General features: G+C 67.3%; 17 protein-coding genes. All 17 read left to right on the plus strand.

The genetic code is table 11. The features are described from left to right. The first annotated feature begins 129 nt into the window (after positions 1-129). The 17 genes from LFT45_RS06810 to LFT45_RS06890 all read left to right on the plus strand — a co-directional run bounded on the left by LFT45_RS06810 (position 130) and on the right by LFT45_RS06890 (position 17,028). The gene (locus LFT45_RS06810; protein ID WP_236807641.1) at positions 130-1,263 is read left to right on the plus strand and encodes a mannose-1-phosphate guanylyltransferase; all 1,134 of its coding nucleotides are present in this window, start codon (positions 130-132) and stop codon (positions 1,261-1,263) included. A 135-nt stretch (positions 1,264-1,398) separates the two neighbouring features. Further along, positions 1,399-2,598, plus strand: a complete 1,200-nt coding sequence (locus LFT45_RS06815) for an amidohydrolase (RefSeq protein ID WP_236807642.1) — start codon at positions 1,399-1,401, stop codon at positions 2,596-2,598. Between the two features lie 131 nt (positions 2,599-2,729). Then, positions 2,730-3,164 (plus strand): MarR family winged helix-turn-helix transcriptional regulator, encoded by a 435-nt coding sequence (locus LFT45_RS06820; protein WP_236807643.1) that lies wholly within the window; start codon positions 2,730-2,732, stop codon positions 3,162-3,164. 43 nt (positions 3,165-3,207) lie between these two features. Further along, positions 3,208-3,639, plus strand: coding sequence for an organic hydroperoxide resistance protein (locus LFT45_RS06825; protein ID WP_236807644.1), 432 nt, complete (start codon positions 3,208-3,210; stop codon positions 3,637-3,639). Beyond that, positions 3,636-4,664: an NADP-dependent oxidoreductase gene (locus tag LFT45_RS06830; protein WP_236807645.1), complete on the plus strand. Its 1,029-nt coding sequence runs from the start codon at positions 3,636-3,638 to the stop codon at positions 4,662-4,664. The genes LFT45_RS06825 and LFT45_RS06830 overlap by 4 nt, the downstream gene beginning before the upstream one ends. 229 nt (positions 4,665-4,893) lie before the next feature. Then, positions 4,894-5,325, plus strand: a complete 432-nt coding sequence (locus LFT45_RS06835) for a cytidine deaminase (protein ID WP_236807646.1) — start codon at positions 4,894-4,896, stop codon at positions 5,323-5,325. Further along, complete coding sequence (locus LFT45_RS06840; RefSeq protein WP_236807647.1) at positions 5,322-6,635, plus strand: thymidine phosphorylase; 1,314 nt, start codon at positions 5,322-5,324, stop codon at positions 6,633-6,635. The genes LFT45_RS06835 and LFT45_RS06840 overlap by 4 nt, the downstream gene beginning before the upstream one ends. A 2-nt stretch (positions 6,636-6,637) precedes the next feature. Further along, on the plus strand, positions 6,638-7,255 hold the full coding sequence (locus LFT45_RS06845; RefSeq protein ID WP_111904077.1) for a DedA family protein: 618 nt from the start codon (positions 6,638-6,640) through the stop codon (positions 7,253-7,255). Positions 7,256-7,357: 102 nt separating this feature from the next. Continuing rightward, positions 7,358-8,044, plus strand: coding sequence for a DedA family protein (locus tag LFT45_RS06850; RefSeq protein WP_236807648.1), 687 nt, complete (start codon positions 7,358-7,360; stop codon positions 8,042-8,044). Positions 8,045-8,165: 121 nt separating this feature from the next. Continuing rightward, the gene (locus tag LFT45_RS06855; RefSeq protein ID WP_236807649.1) at positions 8,166-9,311 is read left to right on the plus strand and encodes an adenosine deaminase; all 1,146 of its coding nucleotides are present in this window, start codon (positions 8,166-8,168) and stop codon (positions 9,309-9,311) included. Between the two features lie 94 nt (positions 9,312-9,405). Continuing rightward, entirely contained in the window at positions 9,406-10,032 is a 627-nt protein-coding gene (locus LFT45_RS06860) for a MazG nucleotide pyrophosphohydrolase domain-containing protein (protein ID WP_236809074.1), read from the plus strand. Positions 10,033-10,151: 119 nt separating this feature from the next. After that, positions 10,152-11,432 carry a phosphopyruvate hydratase gene (gene eno, locus LFT45_RS06865; protein WP_236807650.1) on the plus strand — a complete coding sequence of 427 codons (1,281 nt, stop codon included), beginning with the start codon at positions 10,152-10,154 and terminating at the stop codon, positions 11,430-11,432. 88 nt (positions 11,433-11,520) lie between these two features. Further along, entirely contained in the window at positions 11,521-12,366 is an 846-nt protein-coding gene (locus LFT45_RS06870) for an FtsB family cell division protein (protein ID WP_236807651.1), read from the plus strand. A 75-nt stretch (positions 12,367-12,441) separates the two neighbouring features. Then, entirely contained in the window at positions 12,442-13,152 is a 711-nt protein-coding gene (locus LFT45_RS06875; RefSeq protein ID WP_236807652.1) for a DUF501 domain-containing protein, read from the plus strand. Beyond that, positions 13,149-14,105, plus strand: a complete 957-nt coding sequence (locus LFT45_RS06880) for a Ppx/GppA phosphatase family protein (protein WP_236807653.1) — start codon at positions 13,149-13,151, stop codon at positions 14,103-14,105. The genes LFT45_RS06875 and LFT45_RS06880 overlap by 4 nt, the downstream gene beginning before the upstream one ends. An 18-nt stretch (positions 14,106-14,123) precedes the next feature. Next, positions 14,124-15,521 (plus strand): S8 family serine peptidase, encoded by a 1,398-nt coding sequence (locus tag LFT45_RS06885; protein WP_236807654.1) that lies wholly within the window; start codon positions 14,124-14,126, stop codon positions 15,519-15,521. 34 nt (positions 15,522-15,555) lie between these two features. Continuing rightward, on the plus strand, positions 15,556-17,028 hold the full coding sequence (locus LFT45_RS06890; RefSeq protein WP_236807655.1) for an NAD(P)/FAD-dependent oxidoreductase: 1,473 nt from the start codon (positions 15,556-15,558) through the stop codon (positions 17,026-17,028). Positions 17,029-17,052: the final 24 nt, after the last annotated feature.

The raw sequence follows: 17,052 nt of genomic DNA on the forward strand, positions 1-17,052 counted from the left end.
CCTTGCCCGCCACGTACTGTACGGATTTTCGGCAATTTTGAGACGAAGACCACATCTGTTGCCACTGTAGCCACATGCTGGGCGGCCGCGAAAGGCCTCGCCGGGGTGCGTCGGCTAAAGTAGGCCTTGATGAGTAACGACAAAGTGACAAGCCAGGATTCACCTCTCAGCCGTTTTATCGCTGTGATTCCTGCGGGCGGTGTGGGGACCCGCCTCTGGCCTCTGTCACGTGCAGCAGCTCCCAAATTCCTTCATGACCTCACCGGTTCCGGCAGCACGCTCCTTCGTGCCACCTACGACCGCCTTGAACCGCTGGCCGGCAACCGCGTCCTCGTGGTCACCGGCGTGGCGCACCGGAACGCCGTGTGCAGCCAGCTGCCCGAGGTCCAGGACGCCGACCTCGTGCTCGAGAGTGAGCCCAAGGACTCCGGGGCCGCAATCGGCCTGGCCGCGGCCATCCTGCACCAGCGGGATCCGGACGTCATCATGGGTTCCTTCGCGGCGGACCACGTGATCAGCCCGGACGGGCTGTTCCAGGATGCCGTCCGCGAAGCCATCCACACCGCCGCGGCCGGCAAGATCGTGACCATCGGCATCAAGCCGACGCACCCGTCTACGGGCTTCGGCTACATCCGGTCCGGGAACTCGCTGCGCATCCCCGGCGCGCCCAGCGCCCAGGCGGTAGTGGAGTTCGTGGAAAAGCCGAACGAAGACGTCGCCCAGCAGTACGTGGACAGCGGTGAGTACGTCTGGAACGCCGGCATGTTCGTGGCGCCCGTTTCCCTTATGCTCAAGCACCTGGAAGCGAACCAGCCCGAGCTGTTCACTGGCCTCCAGAAAATCGCCCAGGCCTGGGACACCCCGCAGCGGGACGAGGTCACCGCCCGGATCTGGCCCACCCTGCCCAAGATCGCCATTGACTACGCCGTGGCCGAGCCCGCAGCGGCGGCCGGGGACGTCGCCGTCGTACCCGGCTCCTTCCGCTGGGACGACGTTGGTGACTTCGCCTCCGTGGGCCGGCTGAACAGCGCCAAGGAAGTGGACGAGGTGACCGTCCTCGGCGAGGGCGCCCGCGTCTTCACCGAAAACGCCAGCGGCGTGGTGGTCTCGGACACCAAGCGCGTCATCGCACTGATCGGCATCAAGGACGTCGTCATTGTGGACACGCCGGATGCGCTGCTGGTTACCACCAAGCAGCACTCCCAGCGGGTGAAGCAGGCGGTGGACGCGCTAAAGGCCAGCGGCGACACCGACGTTCTCTAGCAAGCCGACCTCTTATTGGAGGGAACCGCCGATAATCCGGCGGTTCCCTCCAATAATGCGTTAAGCGGAGATGGCAGACACGTAACGCGGAGAAGGCGATGCCGCTAATCTTTTCGGTCTCGCTACAGTTGAGGTGTGCGCAATTACACTACCGAAGCTGAGCCCACCGCCCTCGTGGGGCCCTGGCTCGAGCCCCTGCTGCCGGAACTGATCGATTTTCGCCGTGACCTGCATGCGCACCCCGAACTGTCCTTCAGGGAATTTCGGACCACCGACAAGCTGGCGGAGCGGCTAGAGGCTGCCGGCCTCAAGCCCCGGCGGCTGGAGGGTACGGGCCTGACCGTTGACATCGGCGAGGGTCCGATTGCCACGGCGCTGCGCGGCGACATCGATGCGCTCCCGATCATCGAGGAAACGGGACTGCCCTTCGCCTCAAAGAACCATGGCGTCACCCACGCCTGTGGCCACGATGTGCACACGACCACCATGCTGGGCATCGCCCTGGTGCTGCACCGCATGCACCAGGAGTCCCCGCTGGGCGGCACGGTCCGCATCATCTTCCAGCCGGCCGAGGAAACCATGCCCGGCGGCGCGCACTCCTGCATCGAGCAGGGCGTCCTCGAAGGCGTGCCCCGTATCCTGGCACTGCACTGCGACCCGCGCATCGAAGTGGGCAAGATCGGCACCCGCATCGGTGCCATCACCTCGGCGTCGGACACCATCCGGATTGAACTGTCCGGCCGCGGCGGGCACACCTCGCGCCCGCACCTGACCGAGGATCTGGTTTTCGCGCTGGCGCAGATTGCCGTGAACGTGCCGGCCGTCCTGTCCCGCCGGGTGGATGTCCGCAGCGGCGTCTCGGTGGTGTGGGGACACATCTCCGCGGGCTCGGCGCCCAACGCCATCCCCGGCACCGGGTACATGGCAGGGACCATGCGTTGCCTGGACCGCGACGCGTGGCACAGCGCCGGCGAACTGCTGGATGAAGTGGTGCACCAGGTGGCCGCTCCCTACGGCGTCGACGTCCGGCTGGAGCATACCCGCGGCGTTCCTCCGGTGGTCAACTCCGAGCATGAGACAGCACTGATCGAGGCCGCGGCCCGCGCCGAGATCGGCGAGAGTTCGGTGGTGTTGACGCCGCAGTCCATGGGCGGGGAGGACTTCGCCTGGTTCCTCGCCGAGCTGCCGGGAGCCATGATGCGCCTCGGCACCAAGACCCCCGGCGGCGAGGAGTACGACCTGCACCGCGGCGACTACATCCTGGACGAGCGTGCCCTCGGCTTCGGCATCCAGGTCCTCACCGCCGCAGCGCTCCGCACCATCCGCGACCTCTAGGCCCCGGCTTCGAGCGCGAACTGGCAGGTAACGCCCTCAAACTCCACTTTTGAGGGCACTAGCTGCCAGTTCGCGCTCTTGTTTGCGGTGGTAAGTTGTGCACAATTGAATTGCCCGCTACCGTTGTGGGCATGCCCGATGCTCCCCGCCTTGACCGCCAGGTGTGCTTTGCCCTGTACTCCGCGTCGCGCGCTGCCACCGCCGTCTACCGCCCGCTCCTGGAGGAGCTGGGCCTGACGTACCCGCAGTATCTAGTCATGCTGGTGCTCTGGGAAAGCGAGCCGCGCGGCGTACGGGAACTGGGGGAGGAGCTTGGGCTCGACTCCGGAACCCTCTCGCCCCTCCTCAAGCGGCTCGAGGTGCTGGCCCTCGTTGAGCGGCGGCGCTCGGCCGAGGATGAACGCCGCGTCGCCGTGCATCTGACCGACGCCGGCAGGGCCCTGAGTGGCAAGGCCTCCGGAGTGCCGCAGCACCTCGCTGCCGCAGCGGACCTGAGCCCCCGCGAGCTTGACCAGCTGCGCGAAACCCTCGGCAAGCTCACAGCAGCCCTGCACGACTCCCTCTAGGCATCCCCCAAACCACCAGCCCTCCCCACCAGAAGGAAACACAGTGAAGACTCTCTACACAGCCGAGGCCCTGGCGTCCGGCGAAGGCCGCGACGGCTCCGCGCGAACCAAGGACGGCAAACTCGACGTCAACCTCGCCAGCCCGGTGGAGCTGGGCGGCAGCGGCGAGGGCACCAACCCGGAGCAGCTGTTCGCCGCCGGCTACGCGGCGTGCTTCCACTCCGCCCTCCGCGTGGTCGGCCGGCAGGCCCGGGCAGACCTCACGGACTCAGCCGTCGCCGCCAAGATCCACTTCGGCGCCCTCGAAGACCGCGACGGCTACGGCCTGGCCGCCGAGCTGGAAATCGCCCTCCCCGCCCTGGACCGCGGCACTGCCGAGAGCCTCATGGCCAAGGCGCATAGCATTTGCCCGTACTCCAACGTGACGCGCGGCAACATGGACGTCGCCCTGACGCTCGTGGAGTTCGCAGCGTGAGCGCGGGTGCAGCAACAGCGTTGCCGGCGACCACGCGCGAGATCCAGCTGGCCTCCCGTCCATCAGGACGGCCTGTCCCGGAGAACTTCAGGCTCGCCGAGACGGCAGTTCCGGCCCTCAGCGACGGCGAGATCCTGGTCCGGAACCTGTTCATCTCGGTGGACCCCTACATGCGCGGCCGCATGAACGACGCCAAATCCTATTCAGCGCCGTTTGCCCTGGACAAAGCGCTCGACGGCGGTGCGGTGGGTCAGGTGATCGCGTCCCGGTCCGATCAGCGCAAGGTGGGGGACGTCGTGGTCCATCAGCTCGGCTGGCGGGAGCATGCGGTGGTGGACGCGGAGCGGACAACTCCCGCGGACACGGACCTCGCCCCGGCATCAGCTTTCCTGGGTGCGCTGGGCATGACCGGACTCACTGCGTATGCCGGCCTGCTGAAGGTTGCGGAGTTCAAGCCCGGCGATGCCGTGTTCGTCTCGGGCGCCGCCGGTGCGGTGGGCTCGCTCGTGGGGCAGATCGCCAAGGCGATGGGGGCCTCAAAGGTGATTGGCAGCGCGGGCACGCCGGAGAAAGTTGCCCGGCTGCTGGACCTGGGCTTCGACGCTGCGTTCAACTACCGCGATGCCCCGGTCCTGGATCAGCTGAGGGCCGCCGCCGGCAGTGACGGCATCGATGTGTACTTCGACAACGTCGGGGGCGACCATCTCGAGGCCGCACTGTCGGTCCTGAACGTGGGCGGCCGCGTGGCCATGTGCGGCGCCATCTCCCAGTACAACTCGACGGAGCCGCCGGCCGCGCCGCGCAACCTCGCCACGGCGATCGGGAAGCAGCTCACGCTGCGCGGGTTCCTCGTGGGCGGCCAGCGGCAGCATGCCGCTGAGTTCGCCGGGCGGATGGCCGGCTGGCTGGCCGACGGCACGGTCCGCTACGACGAGACGGTAATTGACGGCCTGGAGAACGCGCCGCTGGCCTTCATGGACATGCTCGACGGCGGGAACACCGGAAAGATGCTCGTCCGGCTTTAGCCGGCACAGCAGTCGCCCCTAGCGCGAACTGGCAGCTGATGCCTTCAAACTCCACGTTTGAGGGCATTAGCTGCCAGTTCGCGCTGTGCTTTGGGGCCACAAGTGTACGTTCGCGCCTGGCGCGTTACCCGGGCGTGTTACCGGGACATGGAGCAGGACACTAAAGTGGGCTCATGAGTGCGCTGCCGCGCACCCGGGTGCCGGCCAGCGGCATCCCGTACGCCAAGGGGTGACGGCCGTGCAGAACGACGCCAACGACGAGGGCGCCAGTATCGACTGGACGGCCCTGGAGACCGCCGCGCTCGACGCCATGAAGAACGCCTACTCGCCCTATTCGAACTTTCCGGTGGGCGCCGCGGCCCTCACAGCAGACGGCCGGATCGTGAGCGGCTGCAACGTGGAGAATGCCAGCTACGGCCTGACGCTGTGCGCCGAGTGCGTCCTCGTGGGCAACCTGCAGATGACCGGAGGCGGCCTGCTCCGTGCCTTCTGCTGCGTGGACGGCGGCGGCAACGTCCTCATGCCCTGCGGGCGCTGCCGGCAGCTGCTGTATGAGTTCCGGGCGCCCGGCATGGAGCTCATGACGACGCTTGGGATCAGGACCATGGACCAGGTGCTGCCCGACGCCTTTGGCCCCGAACACCTGGAGGGAACCCGGTGACCCAAAAGAACGAGGCGTTCGACGCCGTCGACATCATCCGGACCAAGCGCGACAAGCGCGCACTCAGCCCTGAGCAGATCGACTGGACCATCGACGCCTATACCCGCGGCGTCATCGCGGAGGAGCAGATGGCCGCCCTGAACATGGCCATCCTGCTCAACGGCATGGACCGTGCCGAGATCTCGCAGTGGACCGCGGCGATGATCGCCTCGGGGGAGCGGATGGACTTCTCCGGCCTCCGGCGGCCCGACGGCGGCGTGAAGGTAACTACCGACAAGCACTCCACGGGCGGGGTGGGGGACAAGATCACCCTGCCGCTGGCGCCCCTCGTCGCCGTCTTCGGAGTGGCGGTGCCGCAGCTGTCCGGACGGGGGCTGGGCCACACCGGCGGCACGCTGGACAAACTGGAGTCCATTCCCGGCTGGCGCGCGGCCCTGAGCAACGCTGAAATGCTGGCCCAGCTCCAGGAGGTGGGCGCGGTGATCTGCGCCGCCGGACCGGGGCTCGCCCCTGCGGACAAGAAGCTCTACGCACTCCGCGACGTCACGGGCACTGTCGAGTCCATCCCGCTGCTTGCCTCGTCGATCATGAGCAAGAAGATCGCCGAGGGCACGGGCTCGCTGGTGCTGGACGTCAAGGTGGGCAGCGGGGCGTTCATGAAGGACGAGGCCGGCGCGCGCGAACTTGCCGAGACCATGGTGGCCCTCGGCAAGGACGCCGGGGTGGAAACCGTGGCCCTGCTGACCAACATGGGCACCCCGCTGGGGCTAACCGCGGGCAACGCCATCGAGGTGGAGGAATCGGTTGAGGTCCTCGCCGGCGGCGGCCCGGCTGACGTCGTCGAACTGACGGTGAGGCTCGCGGAGGAGATGCTGCGGTGCGCCGGTGTTTCCGACGCCGATCCGGCCGCGGCGCTCAAGGACGGCAGGGCGATGGACGTCTGGAACCGGATGATCGCGGCGCAGGGCGGCGACCCGCGGGCGAAGCTGCCGGTGGCGCGGGAATCTGAAACCATCTACGCGCCCGCCGACGGGGTCCTCGTGGAGCTCGACGCCTTCGCCGTGGGTGTTGCGGCCTGGCGGCTCGGCGCCGGGAGGGCTCGAAAGGAAGACGCGGTGCAGGCAGCTGCAGGCGTCCGCATGCACGCCAAGCCCGGTGCATCTGTGCGTGCCGGCGAACCGCTGATGACCCTGCTGACGGACACGCCGGAGAAGTTTGCCCGGGCCAAGGAGGCCCTTGACCACGCCGTCACCATCGCACCGGATGGCTCCAGGCCCGCCCAGCAGCTCATCATCGACCGCATCGCCTGACCGTGCAGGCCATCAACGACTTCATCCTGGCTGCCGCCGGGCAGCCCTGGGTGCTTTTCATAGTCCTGGCCTGCTGCGTCATCGACGGCTTCTTTCCGCCCATTCCCAGTGAATCGGTGGTGGTGGGGCTGGCGGCCGTCGCAGCGACGGCAGACGTTCCCAACCCGTGGCTGCTCGCGGCCGTGGCCGGGCTGGGCGCGTTCACTGGCGACAATGCCGCCTACCTCATCGGCCGGGGTGTGGGTACACAGCGCTGGGCCTGGATGCGCGGGCCGCGCATGCAGCGGGCCTTCCGCTGGGCCGGGCGCGAGCTGCGCAAACGGCCGGCGTCGCTGATCCTCGTGGCGAGGTTCGTCCCCATCGGCCGGGTGGCGGTCAACCTGACCGCGGGTGCCACCCACTATTCGCATCTGCGCTTCGTCGGGCTGACTGTGCTTTCCGCCACCCTTTGGGCCTCGTATTCGGTGGCCATTGGACTGTTCTTCGGCCAGTGGTTTGAGGAGAACCACCTGCTGGGGGCCGTGATCGCCATTGTTTGCGCCATCGTGCTGGGGATCCTGGTGGACCTCGTCATCAACCGGCTGCGGGGCCGCATCCAGGACCCGTTGCAGGAAAGTTGACTTTCCAATCAAGGCGTAGCGGACTATCCTCCGGCCGTGCGACACTAAAGAGCGATTTGCGTCACTTCCTGTCTTGTTATATTGCCGAGGAGCAACACCCGCGTGGAGTTTATTAATGAGGCCGTGCTCCATGCAGCGGGTCAGTGGTGGATTTATCCCGTTCTGCTCATGTTCTTCTTCGTTGACGGGTTCGCGATGGTTGTCCCCAGCGAGACGCTCATCGTGGCGCTGGCGGCCTTTTCCCGGCACAGCGGCGAGCCCAACCTGTGGATCCTGGGCCTGACTGCGCTGACCGGCGCCATGGCCGGTGACAACATGGCCTACATGCTGGGCCGGAAGATCGGACTGGAGCGCTGGAAATGGATGCGCCGGCCCAGGGTGCAGAAGGTCTTCGGCTGGGCGCGCTACGAACTGGAGAAGCGCGGCGCCGTGCTGATCTTCACGGCGCGCTACATCCCGTGGGGGCGCGTGGCGGTGAACTACGTTGCCGGAACCACCGGATACCCGCACCGCAGGTTCTTCCTGCTGGACGCGCTTGCCTGCTTCACGTGGGTCGGTTACTCGATCGGGATCGGCCTCGTCGCCAGTTCCTTCCCGTGGCTCCACAGCAACCCGCTGCTGGGCGCCGGCATCGCCGTGGTGTTCGCCATCATTCTGGGCATCATCATTGACCACGCCCTCCGCTGGTGGCACAAGCGGCTCGGCCGCAATGATGCCCACGCTGCGCCGGAAAAGAGCCCGGCACCCGAACAGGGCAGCATCCCGGAACAGACCAGCCGCGTGGCTTAGCAGCGCAGGTGGCTTAATAGGGCAGGTGGCTTAGCAGGGCGGTTCAGCGGCCTTTCAGGCCGCCCGTCGCCGTGCAGCGCCCCCGTTGGCATTGCCGCCGGTGCAACCCTAGAGTTGGTACGTGACTGAGCCAATCGTTGACGCCGCCCCTGCCCTTGACTTCGACCTGAAGAGCCTGCCCAAGGTATCCCTTCACGACCACCTGGACGGCGGCCTGCGCCCTGCCACCATTATTGAGCTGGCGGAGGCCGTGGGGCACACCCTCCCGTCGACAGACCCGACAGCCCTGGGCGAATGGTTCCGCGAATCCGCCGACTCCGGCTCGCTGGTCCGCTACCTGGAAACGTTCGACCACACGGTCGCCGTCATGCAGACCAAGGAAGGTCTGTTCCGCGTCGCCAAGGAGTTCGTGGAGGATCTGGCGGACGACGGCGTGGTGTACGGCGAAGTGCGCTGGGCACCTGAGCAGCACCTCCAGAATGGACTGACCCTGGACGAGGTTGTCGAGGCGGTCCAGGAAGGACTCGAAGCCGGCGTGGAGGCTGTGGCCGAGACCGGCCGAGAGATCCAGGTGGGCCAGCTCATCACGGCCATGCGGCACGCTGACCGCGGCCAGGAAATCGCTGAACTCGCCGTTCGGCACCGCGACAAGGGCGCCGTCGGGTTCGACATTGCCGGCGCCGAGGACGGCTTCCTGCCGTCGCGCTTCCGCGACGCCTTCACCTACCTGGCCGAAAACAACTTCCCGGCCACCGTGCACGCCGGTGAAGCCGCCGGCCTGGACAGCATCCAGTCCGCCCTCGTTGACGGCCGCGCGCTGCGCCTTGGCCACGGTGTCCGCATCGCCGAGGACATCATGGTGGAGTTCGACGAGGACGACGCCGACGACGAGGACAGCGACAACATTGGCCTGGTCACCCTCGGCAACCTGTCCAGCTGGATCCGGGACCGCGGCATCCCCCTGGAAATCTGCCCGTCCTCCAACCTGCAGACCGGTGCCATTGCCGCGTTCGGTGAGGGCATTGAAAGCCACCCGCTGGACATGCTCTACCAGCTGGGCTTCAACGTCACCATCAACACGGACAACCGGCTCATGAGCGGCGTGACGCTCACCGATGAGTTCGAGCTCCTGGTGGAGACTTTCGACTACGACCTCGATGACCTGCTGGAGCTCACGCTCAACGCCGCCGAAGCGTCCTTCCTGCCCCTTGAGGAAAAGGAAGCCCTCGTGGAGTACATCAACGACGTGTACGGCGACCTTGGCTGAAACCGTCCGGCAGCCTGAACCTACCGGCCCGGTGGAGGAGCTCGTGGGGGAACTGCTGGGGGTGATTGCGGCCCTCCGCGAGCACTGCCCCTGGATGGGCGCGCTCACCCACGAGTCGCTCGTGGAGTACCTGCTGGAGGAGGCCTATGAAGTGGCCGAGACCATCGAGACCGGCGCGGACGAGGCTGAACTGAAAGGCGAGCTGGGCGATGTGCTGCTCCAGGTGGTGCTGCACGCCCGGCTCGCCGAGGAACGGGGCGTGTTCGGCTTCATCGACGTCGCCCGCGGCCTCACCGAGAAGATGATCCGCCGCAACCCCCACGTGTTCCGTCCGGACGGATCCCTCCAGGACACCTTTCCTGCCACGGTGGAGGAGATCGTGCTCAAGTGGGATGCCGTGAAAAAGGCCGAAAGCCCGCAGCGCAGCACGCCCTTTGAGGGCATTCCGGTGGCTCTGCCTGCACTGGCCCAGGCGCAGAAAACCCTGGACCGGGGCGAGCGGGCCGGGCTGCAGGCCCCGGAGGCTGAACGAAACCCGGTGGTTGAGCTTGTCGAAACCAGGCTCGCCGAAACAATAGAAACCGAAGCCGAACTCGGCGAGCTGCTGCTCGCCGTCGTCCGTTCGGCCCGGAGCAGGGGGTTCGACGCCGAACGCGCCCTCCGCGGGGCCGTCCGGCACTACCAGAACCGTTATCCGGAAACGTCCGCGCCCGGATCATGACGTCCGGGTTCTGGATAGGTTTCCGTAACGTGCACCACTCTCGACTACGCTAGTCCTGACGAGGACGTCGAGATTTTTCCCCTAAAGTCCCCAGTAAATCGCCCACAAGGAGCACATCCATGGCGCTTATCGATGCCATCCACGCCCGCGAGATCCTCGATTCCCGTGGCAACCCCACCGTCGAAGTTGAAGTTCTCCTCTCCGACGGCCAGATCGGCCGCGCTGCCGTTCCGTCCGGTGCATCCACCGGCGAGCACGAAGCCGTTGAACTGCGCGACGGCGACAAGGGCCGCTACCTCGGCAAGGGTGTCCAGAAGGCCGTTGACGCCGTCATCGACCAGATCGCACCGGCCCTGACCGGCTTCGACGCCACCGACCAGCGCAGCATCGACCAGGCGATGATCGACCTGGACGGCACCGCCAACAAGGGCAAGCTCGGCGCCAACGCGATCCTCGGCGTCTCCCTGGCAGTTGCCAACGCCGCAGCAGCCTCCGCCGACCTGCCGCTGTACAAGTACCTGGGCGGCCCGAACGCCCACGTCCTGCCCGTTCCGCTGATGAACATCCTCAACGGCGGCTCGCACGCGGATTCCGACGTCGACATCCAGGAATTCATGATCGCCCCGATCGGCGCCGAGACCTTCTCCGAAGGTCTGCGCTGGGGCGTCGAGGTGTACCACAACCTCAAGTCCGTGCTGCAGCAGAAGGGCCTCTCCACCGGCCTTGGCGACGAGGGCGGCTTCGCCCCGAACCTGCCGTCCAACCGCGCTGCCCTGGACCTGATCCAGGAAGCCATCCAGAACGCCGGCTACACCCCGGGCACCGACATCGCCCTGGCCCTGGACGTCGCCTCCTCCGAGTTCTTCAAGGACGGTGCCTACCAGTTCGAGGGCAAGGCCCTGAGCGCCGCCGAGATGAGCGCCTACTACGCCGAGCTCGTTGCCGACTACCCGCTGGTTTCCATCGAGGACCCGCTGGACGAAAACGACTGGGAAGGCTGGAAGATCCTCACCGACACCATCGGTGACAAGGTCCAGCTGGTGGGCGACGACCTGTTCGTCACCAACCCCGAGCGCCTGCAGCAGGGCATCGACGCCGCCACGGCGAACTCCCTGCTGGTCAAGGTCAACCAGATCGGCTCCCTGACCGAAACCCTGGACGCCGTTTCCCTGGCCCAGCGCTCCGGTTACACCACCATCACCTCGCACCGCTCCGGCGAAACCGAGGACACCACGATCGCCGACATCGCCGTTGCCACCAACGCCGGGCAGATCAAGACCGGTGCCCCGGCCCGCTCCGAGCGCGTTGCCAAGTACAACCAGCTGCTGCGCATCGAAGAGGAACTCGACGACGCCGCACGCTACGCCGGACGCAGCGCGTTCCCGCGTTTCAAGGCCTAGTAGCCCAAGAAACAGCTGACCGGTGGCTATGGTGGAAAGACCATAGCCACCGGTTTTGTTTTAGGCGCCCACACGTTACAGGAGTGTCATGGCTACCCGCCGTCCCAAAGTTCCCAGGGTGACCCCACCAGCACAGCAGTCCTCCGCCGGCTCCGCCGGGGGAGACGTCATCCAGGCGGACTTCGGCGGCTCCCGTTCGGCGCACGCCACCCATGAGTCCGGAACGGGACACGAAGCCAAGGCGGCGGGCAGGGCCAACGGCTCTGGTGCCACATCCGGCGTTGGTAGCAGGACGGGCGCGGGTTCCACCGGTTCCACGGGTTCGAGTGCCACGGGCGCCGGTGCGAAAGGCCCAGGCACGAAGGGCACAGGTGCGAACGGCCCAGGTACGAAGGGCGCAGGTTCGGCAGCTGGCGCGGCCTCAAAACCTGGCGCTGCCTCAAAACCTGGCGCGGCCACCAAAGCCAGCGCCGGGAAGCCGGGCAGCAGCCGCGGGAAGTCCGGATCGTCAGCCGTCACCGCAGGGGAAGACAACCTCGACCCCGTTCCTGCCAAGGCGTTCTCCGGCCGCATGCTGGCGCTGGCCGTGGTGATGGTTGCCATCACCATCATGCTGGCCCCCACCGTGAAGATCTTCATCGACAAGCGGGCGGAAATCGCGGCCCTGGAGTCGGACATCTCGGCCAGCAAGGCGGACCAGGACAGCCTCAAACGGCAGGTCTCGCGCTGGCAGGATCCCAACTACGTCAAGCAGCAGGCACGCGACCGCATTAACATGGTTATGCCGGGTGAGACCGGCTACTGGGTTTTCGGCAGCGACCTGCCGGCCGGCGCATCAGCCAGCCAGCCCAGTGCAGCACAAACACAAGACCCCGCCGACGTGCCCTGGGTGGATTCCCTCTGGGAGTCCATCAGGCGCTCGGCGACAGACTAGGAGCGGCGCCCGCCGCGGGACTGCCTACCGGAATTTCGGTGCAGCCAGATCCGGGCAGGAAGGACGGCCACGCCAGTGGACGACAACACGGCAACCGCCCCCGGAGACTCCCGGCAACCATCGGCACAGGACCTCGATGTGCTCAGCCGCCAGCTGGGGAGGCCGGTGCGCGACGTTGTGGAAATCCCGGCGCGCTGCGTCTGCGGGAACCCGCTTGTGGCCGCAACATCCCCGCGCCTCAGCAACGGAACTCCCTTCCCCACCACTTTTTACCTGACGCACCCCGTCATCACGTCCGCGGTCTCCCGGCTTGAGGCATCCGGCCTCATGAACGACATGAACGACCGGCTTGCCGCGGACGAGCCGCTGGCTGCCTCCTACCGCGCGGCCCACGAGGCCTACCTGGCTGCCCGTGCCGAAATCGGGGCACGGTCGGGAATCGGCGACGTCCCGGAGATCGACGGCGTCTCCGCCGGCGGCATGCCCACCCGCGTCAAGTGCCTGCACGTCCTGGTGGGACACTCGCTGGCCGCCGGGCCGGGCGTGAATCCGCTGGGCGACGAAGCCATCGCGGCCATCGGTGAATGGTGGACCGCCGACCGCTGCTACTGCGAGGGTGCCTGGGACACGGCCGGCGAAGCGCCGTCCAGGGACCTCAGCCGCCACGGCCCGCAGGGGTTGCCGGACATCGTCGGCCGGCCGGCGCCCGTCCGCAGATCCAAGACTGACGAAGCGGCGGGGGCCGGATCCACGACAGACGCAACCACAACGGAGGCGGGCGCATGACCCGGGTGGCCGCCATCGACTGCGGAACCAACTCCATCCGCCTGCTCATCGCCGACATCGACCGCAGCAATGGGACCACGAAGCTCACCGACGTCGTGCGTGAAATGCGTGTGGTGCGGCTCGGCCAGGGCGTGGATGCCACCGGCGAGCTGGCGCCCGAAGCACTTGAGCGCACCTTTGCAGCGACGGCCGATTACGCCGCGCTCATCCGCGAGTACCAGGCCACGAAAGTCCGCTTCGTGGCCACCTCGGCCAGCCGGGACGCCCGGAACCGCCAGGTCTTCGTGGACGGCATCCAGAACCTCATTGGGGTGGAGCCGGAGGTGATCACCGGCCACGAGGAAGCTGCGCTTTCCTTCGCCGGCGCCAGCAGTGTGCTGCCCATCTCGGCAGAGGACAAGGTGCTGGTGGTGGACCTGGGCGGCGGTAGCACGGAGTTTGTGCTCGGCGACGCCAGCGGCGTGATCGCCGCAAGGTCCGTGGACATCGGCTGCGTCAGGCTCACCGAACGCCACCTCACATCGGACCCGCCCACCGCCGAGCAGATCGCCGCCGCGGAGGCCGACGTCGACGCCGCCATCGCCGAAGCGCGACTGGACGTTCCGCTGGAACGCAGCACCGCCGTCGTCGGGGTTGCCGGCTCCATCACCACCATCACGGCGCACGCGCTCAGGCTGCCCGAATACCTGCCGGGGGCCATCCACGGCGCAGAACTGTCCATCTCCGCCGTCCAGGCCGCGGCCACCGATCTGCTGCAGATGACGCGGGCGCAGCGGGCGGAACTGCCGTACATGCACCCCGGCCGGGTGGACGTCATCGGCGCAGGCGCGCTGGTCTGGCGGCGCATCCTCACCCGCATGGGCGAGCTCAGCGGCGGCCTCATAATTACGGCCACCGCCAGTGAGCACGATATTCTTGACGGAATTGCCCTGAGTGCCGAGGCACCGAGTTAACCGAAAATTGGATTCTGAATGACCAGAGCAAGAGCCCGGCTTCGCCGGACGGTCTCGGCCCTTCTGTCCGCGGTGCTTGCCGGCGGCATCGCCGCGTCCGCCGTCGCCACCGCACCGGCCGCGCAGGCCGATTCCTGGCGGGACAAGGAGTACTGGCTCAAGGAAGCCGGCATCACCAAGGCCTGGGAAGTGTCCAAAGGCGCCAATGTGAAGGTCGCTGTGATCGACAGCGGCGTGGACGGAAGCCATCCGGACCTCAAGGGCGTGCTGGCCGGCGGCCACGACGTCTCGGGCGCCGGCGCCCCCAACGGTGAGAAGAGCATCGGTGCCAAGCCCGAGCACGGCACCCTCGTGGCCACCATGCTTGCGGGCCGCGGACACCAGGCACCGAAGAAGGCATCGTCCAGCGCCAAGCCCTCCCCGAAGGCCACCGCAGCGGCATCCAAAGCCATGCCGGACGGCATCATGGGCGTGGCACCAGAGGCGCAGATCCTCTCCGTCTCCACCTGGCTGGGTTCGGAGAATCCCGGCGGCAAGAGCGACCAGGACCAGATCCCCGAAGCTGTGCGCTGGGCGGTGGACAACGGCGCAAAGGTCATCAACATTTCGCTGGGCAGCACGTCGCCGGAGTGGCCGCAAAGCTGGGACGCCGCCTTTCTGTACGCCGAGCAGAAGGACGTGGTCATCGTGGCCGCGGCCGGTAACCGCGTCGGCGGCAACGTTCAGGTGGGGGCTCCGGCTACCATCCCCGGCGTGCTGACAGTCGCGGGCCTGGACCGGACCGGACGGGCGAGCACCGATTCCTCCTCCCAGGGCATCAGCATCGGCGTGGCCGCGCCGGCCGAGAAGCTAGCCGGCGGACTGCCCGGCGGCAGCTACGCGGAATGGGCCGGCACGTCCGGTGCCACCCCCATCGTCTCCGGCGTTGCGGCGCTGATCCGCTCCAAGTGGCCGGAGATGAGTGCCAAGCAGGTCATCAACAGGATCGTCTCCACCGCCAAGGACTCGGGCACGCCGGGCAAGGACCCGCTGTACGGCTTCGGTGTCCTCAATGCGGAGGCAGCGCTCAAGGACGACGTGGCCGAAACAAAGGCCAACCCGCTGGGTTCCATCGCGGAGTGGATCCGCGTCCACCGGCGCGGGAACTTTGCCACGCCCGCTCCCGAGCCGACCACCGCAGTCCCCGCCCCGCAGGCCACGCTGCCCAAGGCGACGGTGCCGGTCGCCGTGCCGCCGTCACAGCTGGACAGCGCGCTGCCGGCGGCAGTGGTCATCGGCTTCGGTGCACTCTTCGTGGCCATTATTGCGGCGGGCGCGGTTCAGTTGCGGCGGGTGTACCGTGCGTCCGGCGGGGGAGCGGACGAGCCGGAAACGGGTGCGGTGACGAGCGTGGATCCGGCAGACCGGCCGAGCTAGTGAAGATTTTCACAAAGTACGGTACTCTGGAGTCATGGCAACCACCCCACAGCTCCAGGATCGTCCGCGTGTGCTCGTCGTCGGCGGCGGGTACGTCGGCCTCTACGTAGCCCTCAAACTGCAGAAGAAGATCGCGAACGCAGGCGGGATCGTCACCGTCGTCGATCCGCTGCCCTACATGACCTACCAGCCCTTCCTGCCGGAAGTTGCGGGCGGAAACATTGAGGCCCGCCACGCAGTGGTCTCCCACCGCCAGCACCTCAAGCAGAGCGAGCTCATCCAGGGCCGCGTCGTTTCCATCGACCACGCCAACCGCACGGCCGTGGTTGCCCCGGCTGACGGCGGCGACAACTTCGAGGTGCCCTACTTCGACGTCGTGCTCTCCGCCGGCGCCATTACCCGCACGTTCCCCATCAAGGGCCTGGCGGACAAGGGCATCGGCCTGAAGACCATCGAGGAAGCCGTTGCGCTGCGCAACAAGGTCCTTGACCGCATCGAGGTCGGCTCCACCATGACCGACCCCGCCGAACGCGCGCGCGCCCTCACCTTCGTAGTGGTGGGTGGCGGCTTTGCCGGCATCGAGTGCATCACGGAGATGGAAGACCTCGCCCGCGCTGCGGTCCGGAACAACCCTCGCGTCAAGCAGGAGGAAGTCCGCTTCGTCCTCGTCGAGGCCATGGGCCGCATCATGCCCGAGGTCACCGCGAAGCAGGCCGAATGGGTCGTGGAGCACCTCCGCAGCCGCGGCATCGAGGTCCTGCTGAACACGTCGCTGGACAACGCCGAGGGCGCCCTCAAGCTCATCAACCTGCCGGACAAGACGCTGGCCCAGGAATTCGAGTCCGACACCCTCGTGTGGACCGCCGGTGTCCAGGCCAACCCGATGGTCCGCTCCACCGACTTCCCGCTGGAACCCCGCGGCCGCGTCCGCGTCCTGCCGGACCTGCGCATCTCGGGTGACGAAGGCATCATCGACAACGCCTGGGCTGCCGGTGACATCGCCGCGGTTCCCGATCTGACGGGCTCTGGCCTGCCGGACGGCACGTGCGTTCCCAACGCCCAGCACGCGCTGCGCCAGGCCAAGCGCCTGGCCAAGAACCTGTGGGCTTCCCGCTGGGACAAGCCGCTCGTCGACTACAAGCACAAGAACCTCGGTGCCGTGGCCGGCTTCGGCGAGTGGAAGGGTGTTGCCAACATCAACCTGCTCGGCCGCATCGGGCTCAAGGGCCCCCTCGCCTGGCTGGCCCACCGCGGCTACCACGGCATGGCCATGCCGACCTTCGAGCGCAAGTTCCGCGTGATCCTCAACTGGATCCTGAGCTTCTTCGCGGGCCGCGACACCACGCAGCTGCTGGACCTGGACAACCCGCGCGGCGCCTTCGTGGCCGCCGCCACCCCGGCTCCGAAGCCGGCTGCTGCGGCTCCCGCCGTACCTGCGCCGGCTGAGAAGGCTGCGGCCGCTGCCCAGGGCGGCGCCAAGGATCCTGTCAAGGCTGAAGCCAAGTAACAGCTTTTAGGCAAGAATAACGAC

The organism is Arthrobacter sp. FW305-BF8 (assembly GCF_021789315.1).
Taxonomy (GTDB): domain Bacteria; phylum Actinomycetota; class Actinomycetes; order Actinomycetales; family Micrococcaceae; genus Arthrobacter.

What these genes read in the sequence shown, in the direction of transcription:
- LFT45_RS06810 (WP_236807641.1), top strand. Translation starts at nt 130, where the DNA reads ATGAGTAACGACAAAGTGACAAGCCAGGATTCACCTCTCAGCCGTTTT.
- LFT45_RS06820 (WP_236807643.1), top strand. Translation starts at nt 2,730, where the DNA reads ATGCCCGATGCTCCCCGCCTTGACCGCCAGGTGTGCTTTGCCCTGTAC.
- LFT45_RS06860 (WP_236809074.1), top strand. Translation starts at nt 9,406, where the DNA reads ATGGGCGCGCTCACCCACGAGTCGCTCGTGGAGTACCTGCTGGAGGAG.
- eno (WP_236807650.1), top strand. Translation starts at nt 10,152, where the DNA reads ATGGCGCTTATCGATGCCATCCACGCCCGCGAGATCCTCGATTCCCGT.
- LFT45_RS06870 (WP_236807651.1), top strand. Translation starts at nt 11,521, where the DNA reads ATGGCTACCCGCCGTCCCAAAGTTCCCAGGGTGACCCCACCAGCACAG.
- LFT45_RS06880 (WP_236807653.1), top strand. Translation starts at nt 13,149, where the DNA reads ATGACCCGGGTGGCCGCCATCGACTGCGGAACCAACTCCATCCGCCTG.
- LFT45_RS06885 (WP_236807654.1), top strand. Translation starts at nt 14,124, where the DNA reads ATGACCAGAGCAAGAGCCCGGCTTCGCCGGACGGTCTCGGCCCTTCTG.
- LFT45_RS06890 (WP_236807655.1), top strand. Translation starts at nt 15,556, where the DNA reads ATGGCAACCACCCCACAGCTCCAGGATCGTCCGCGTGTGCTCGTCGTC.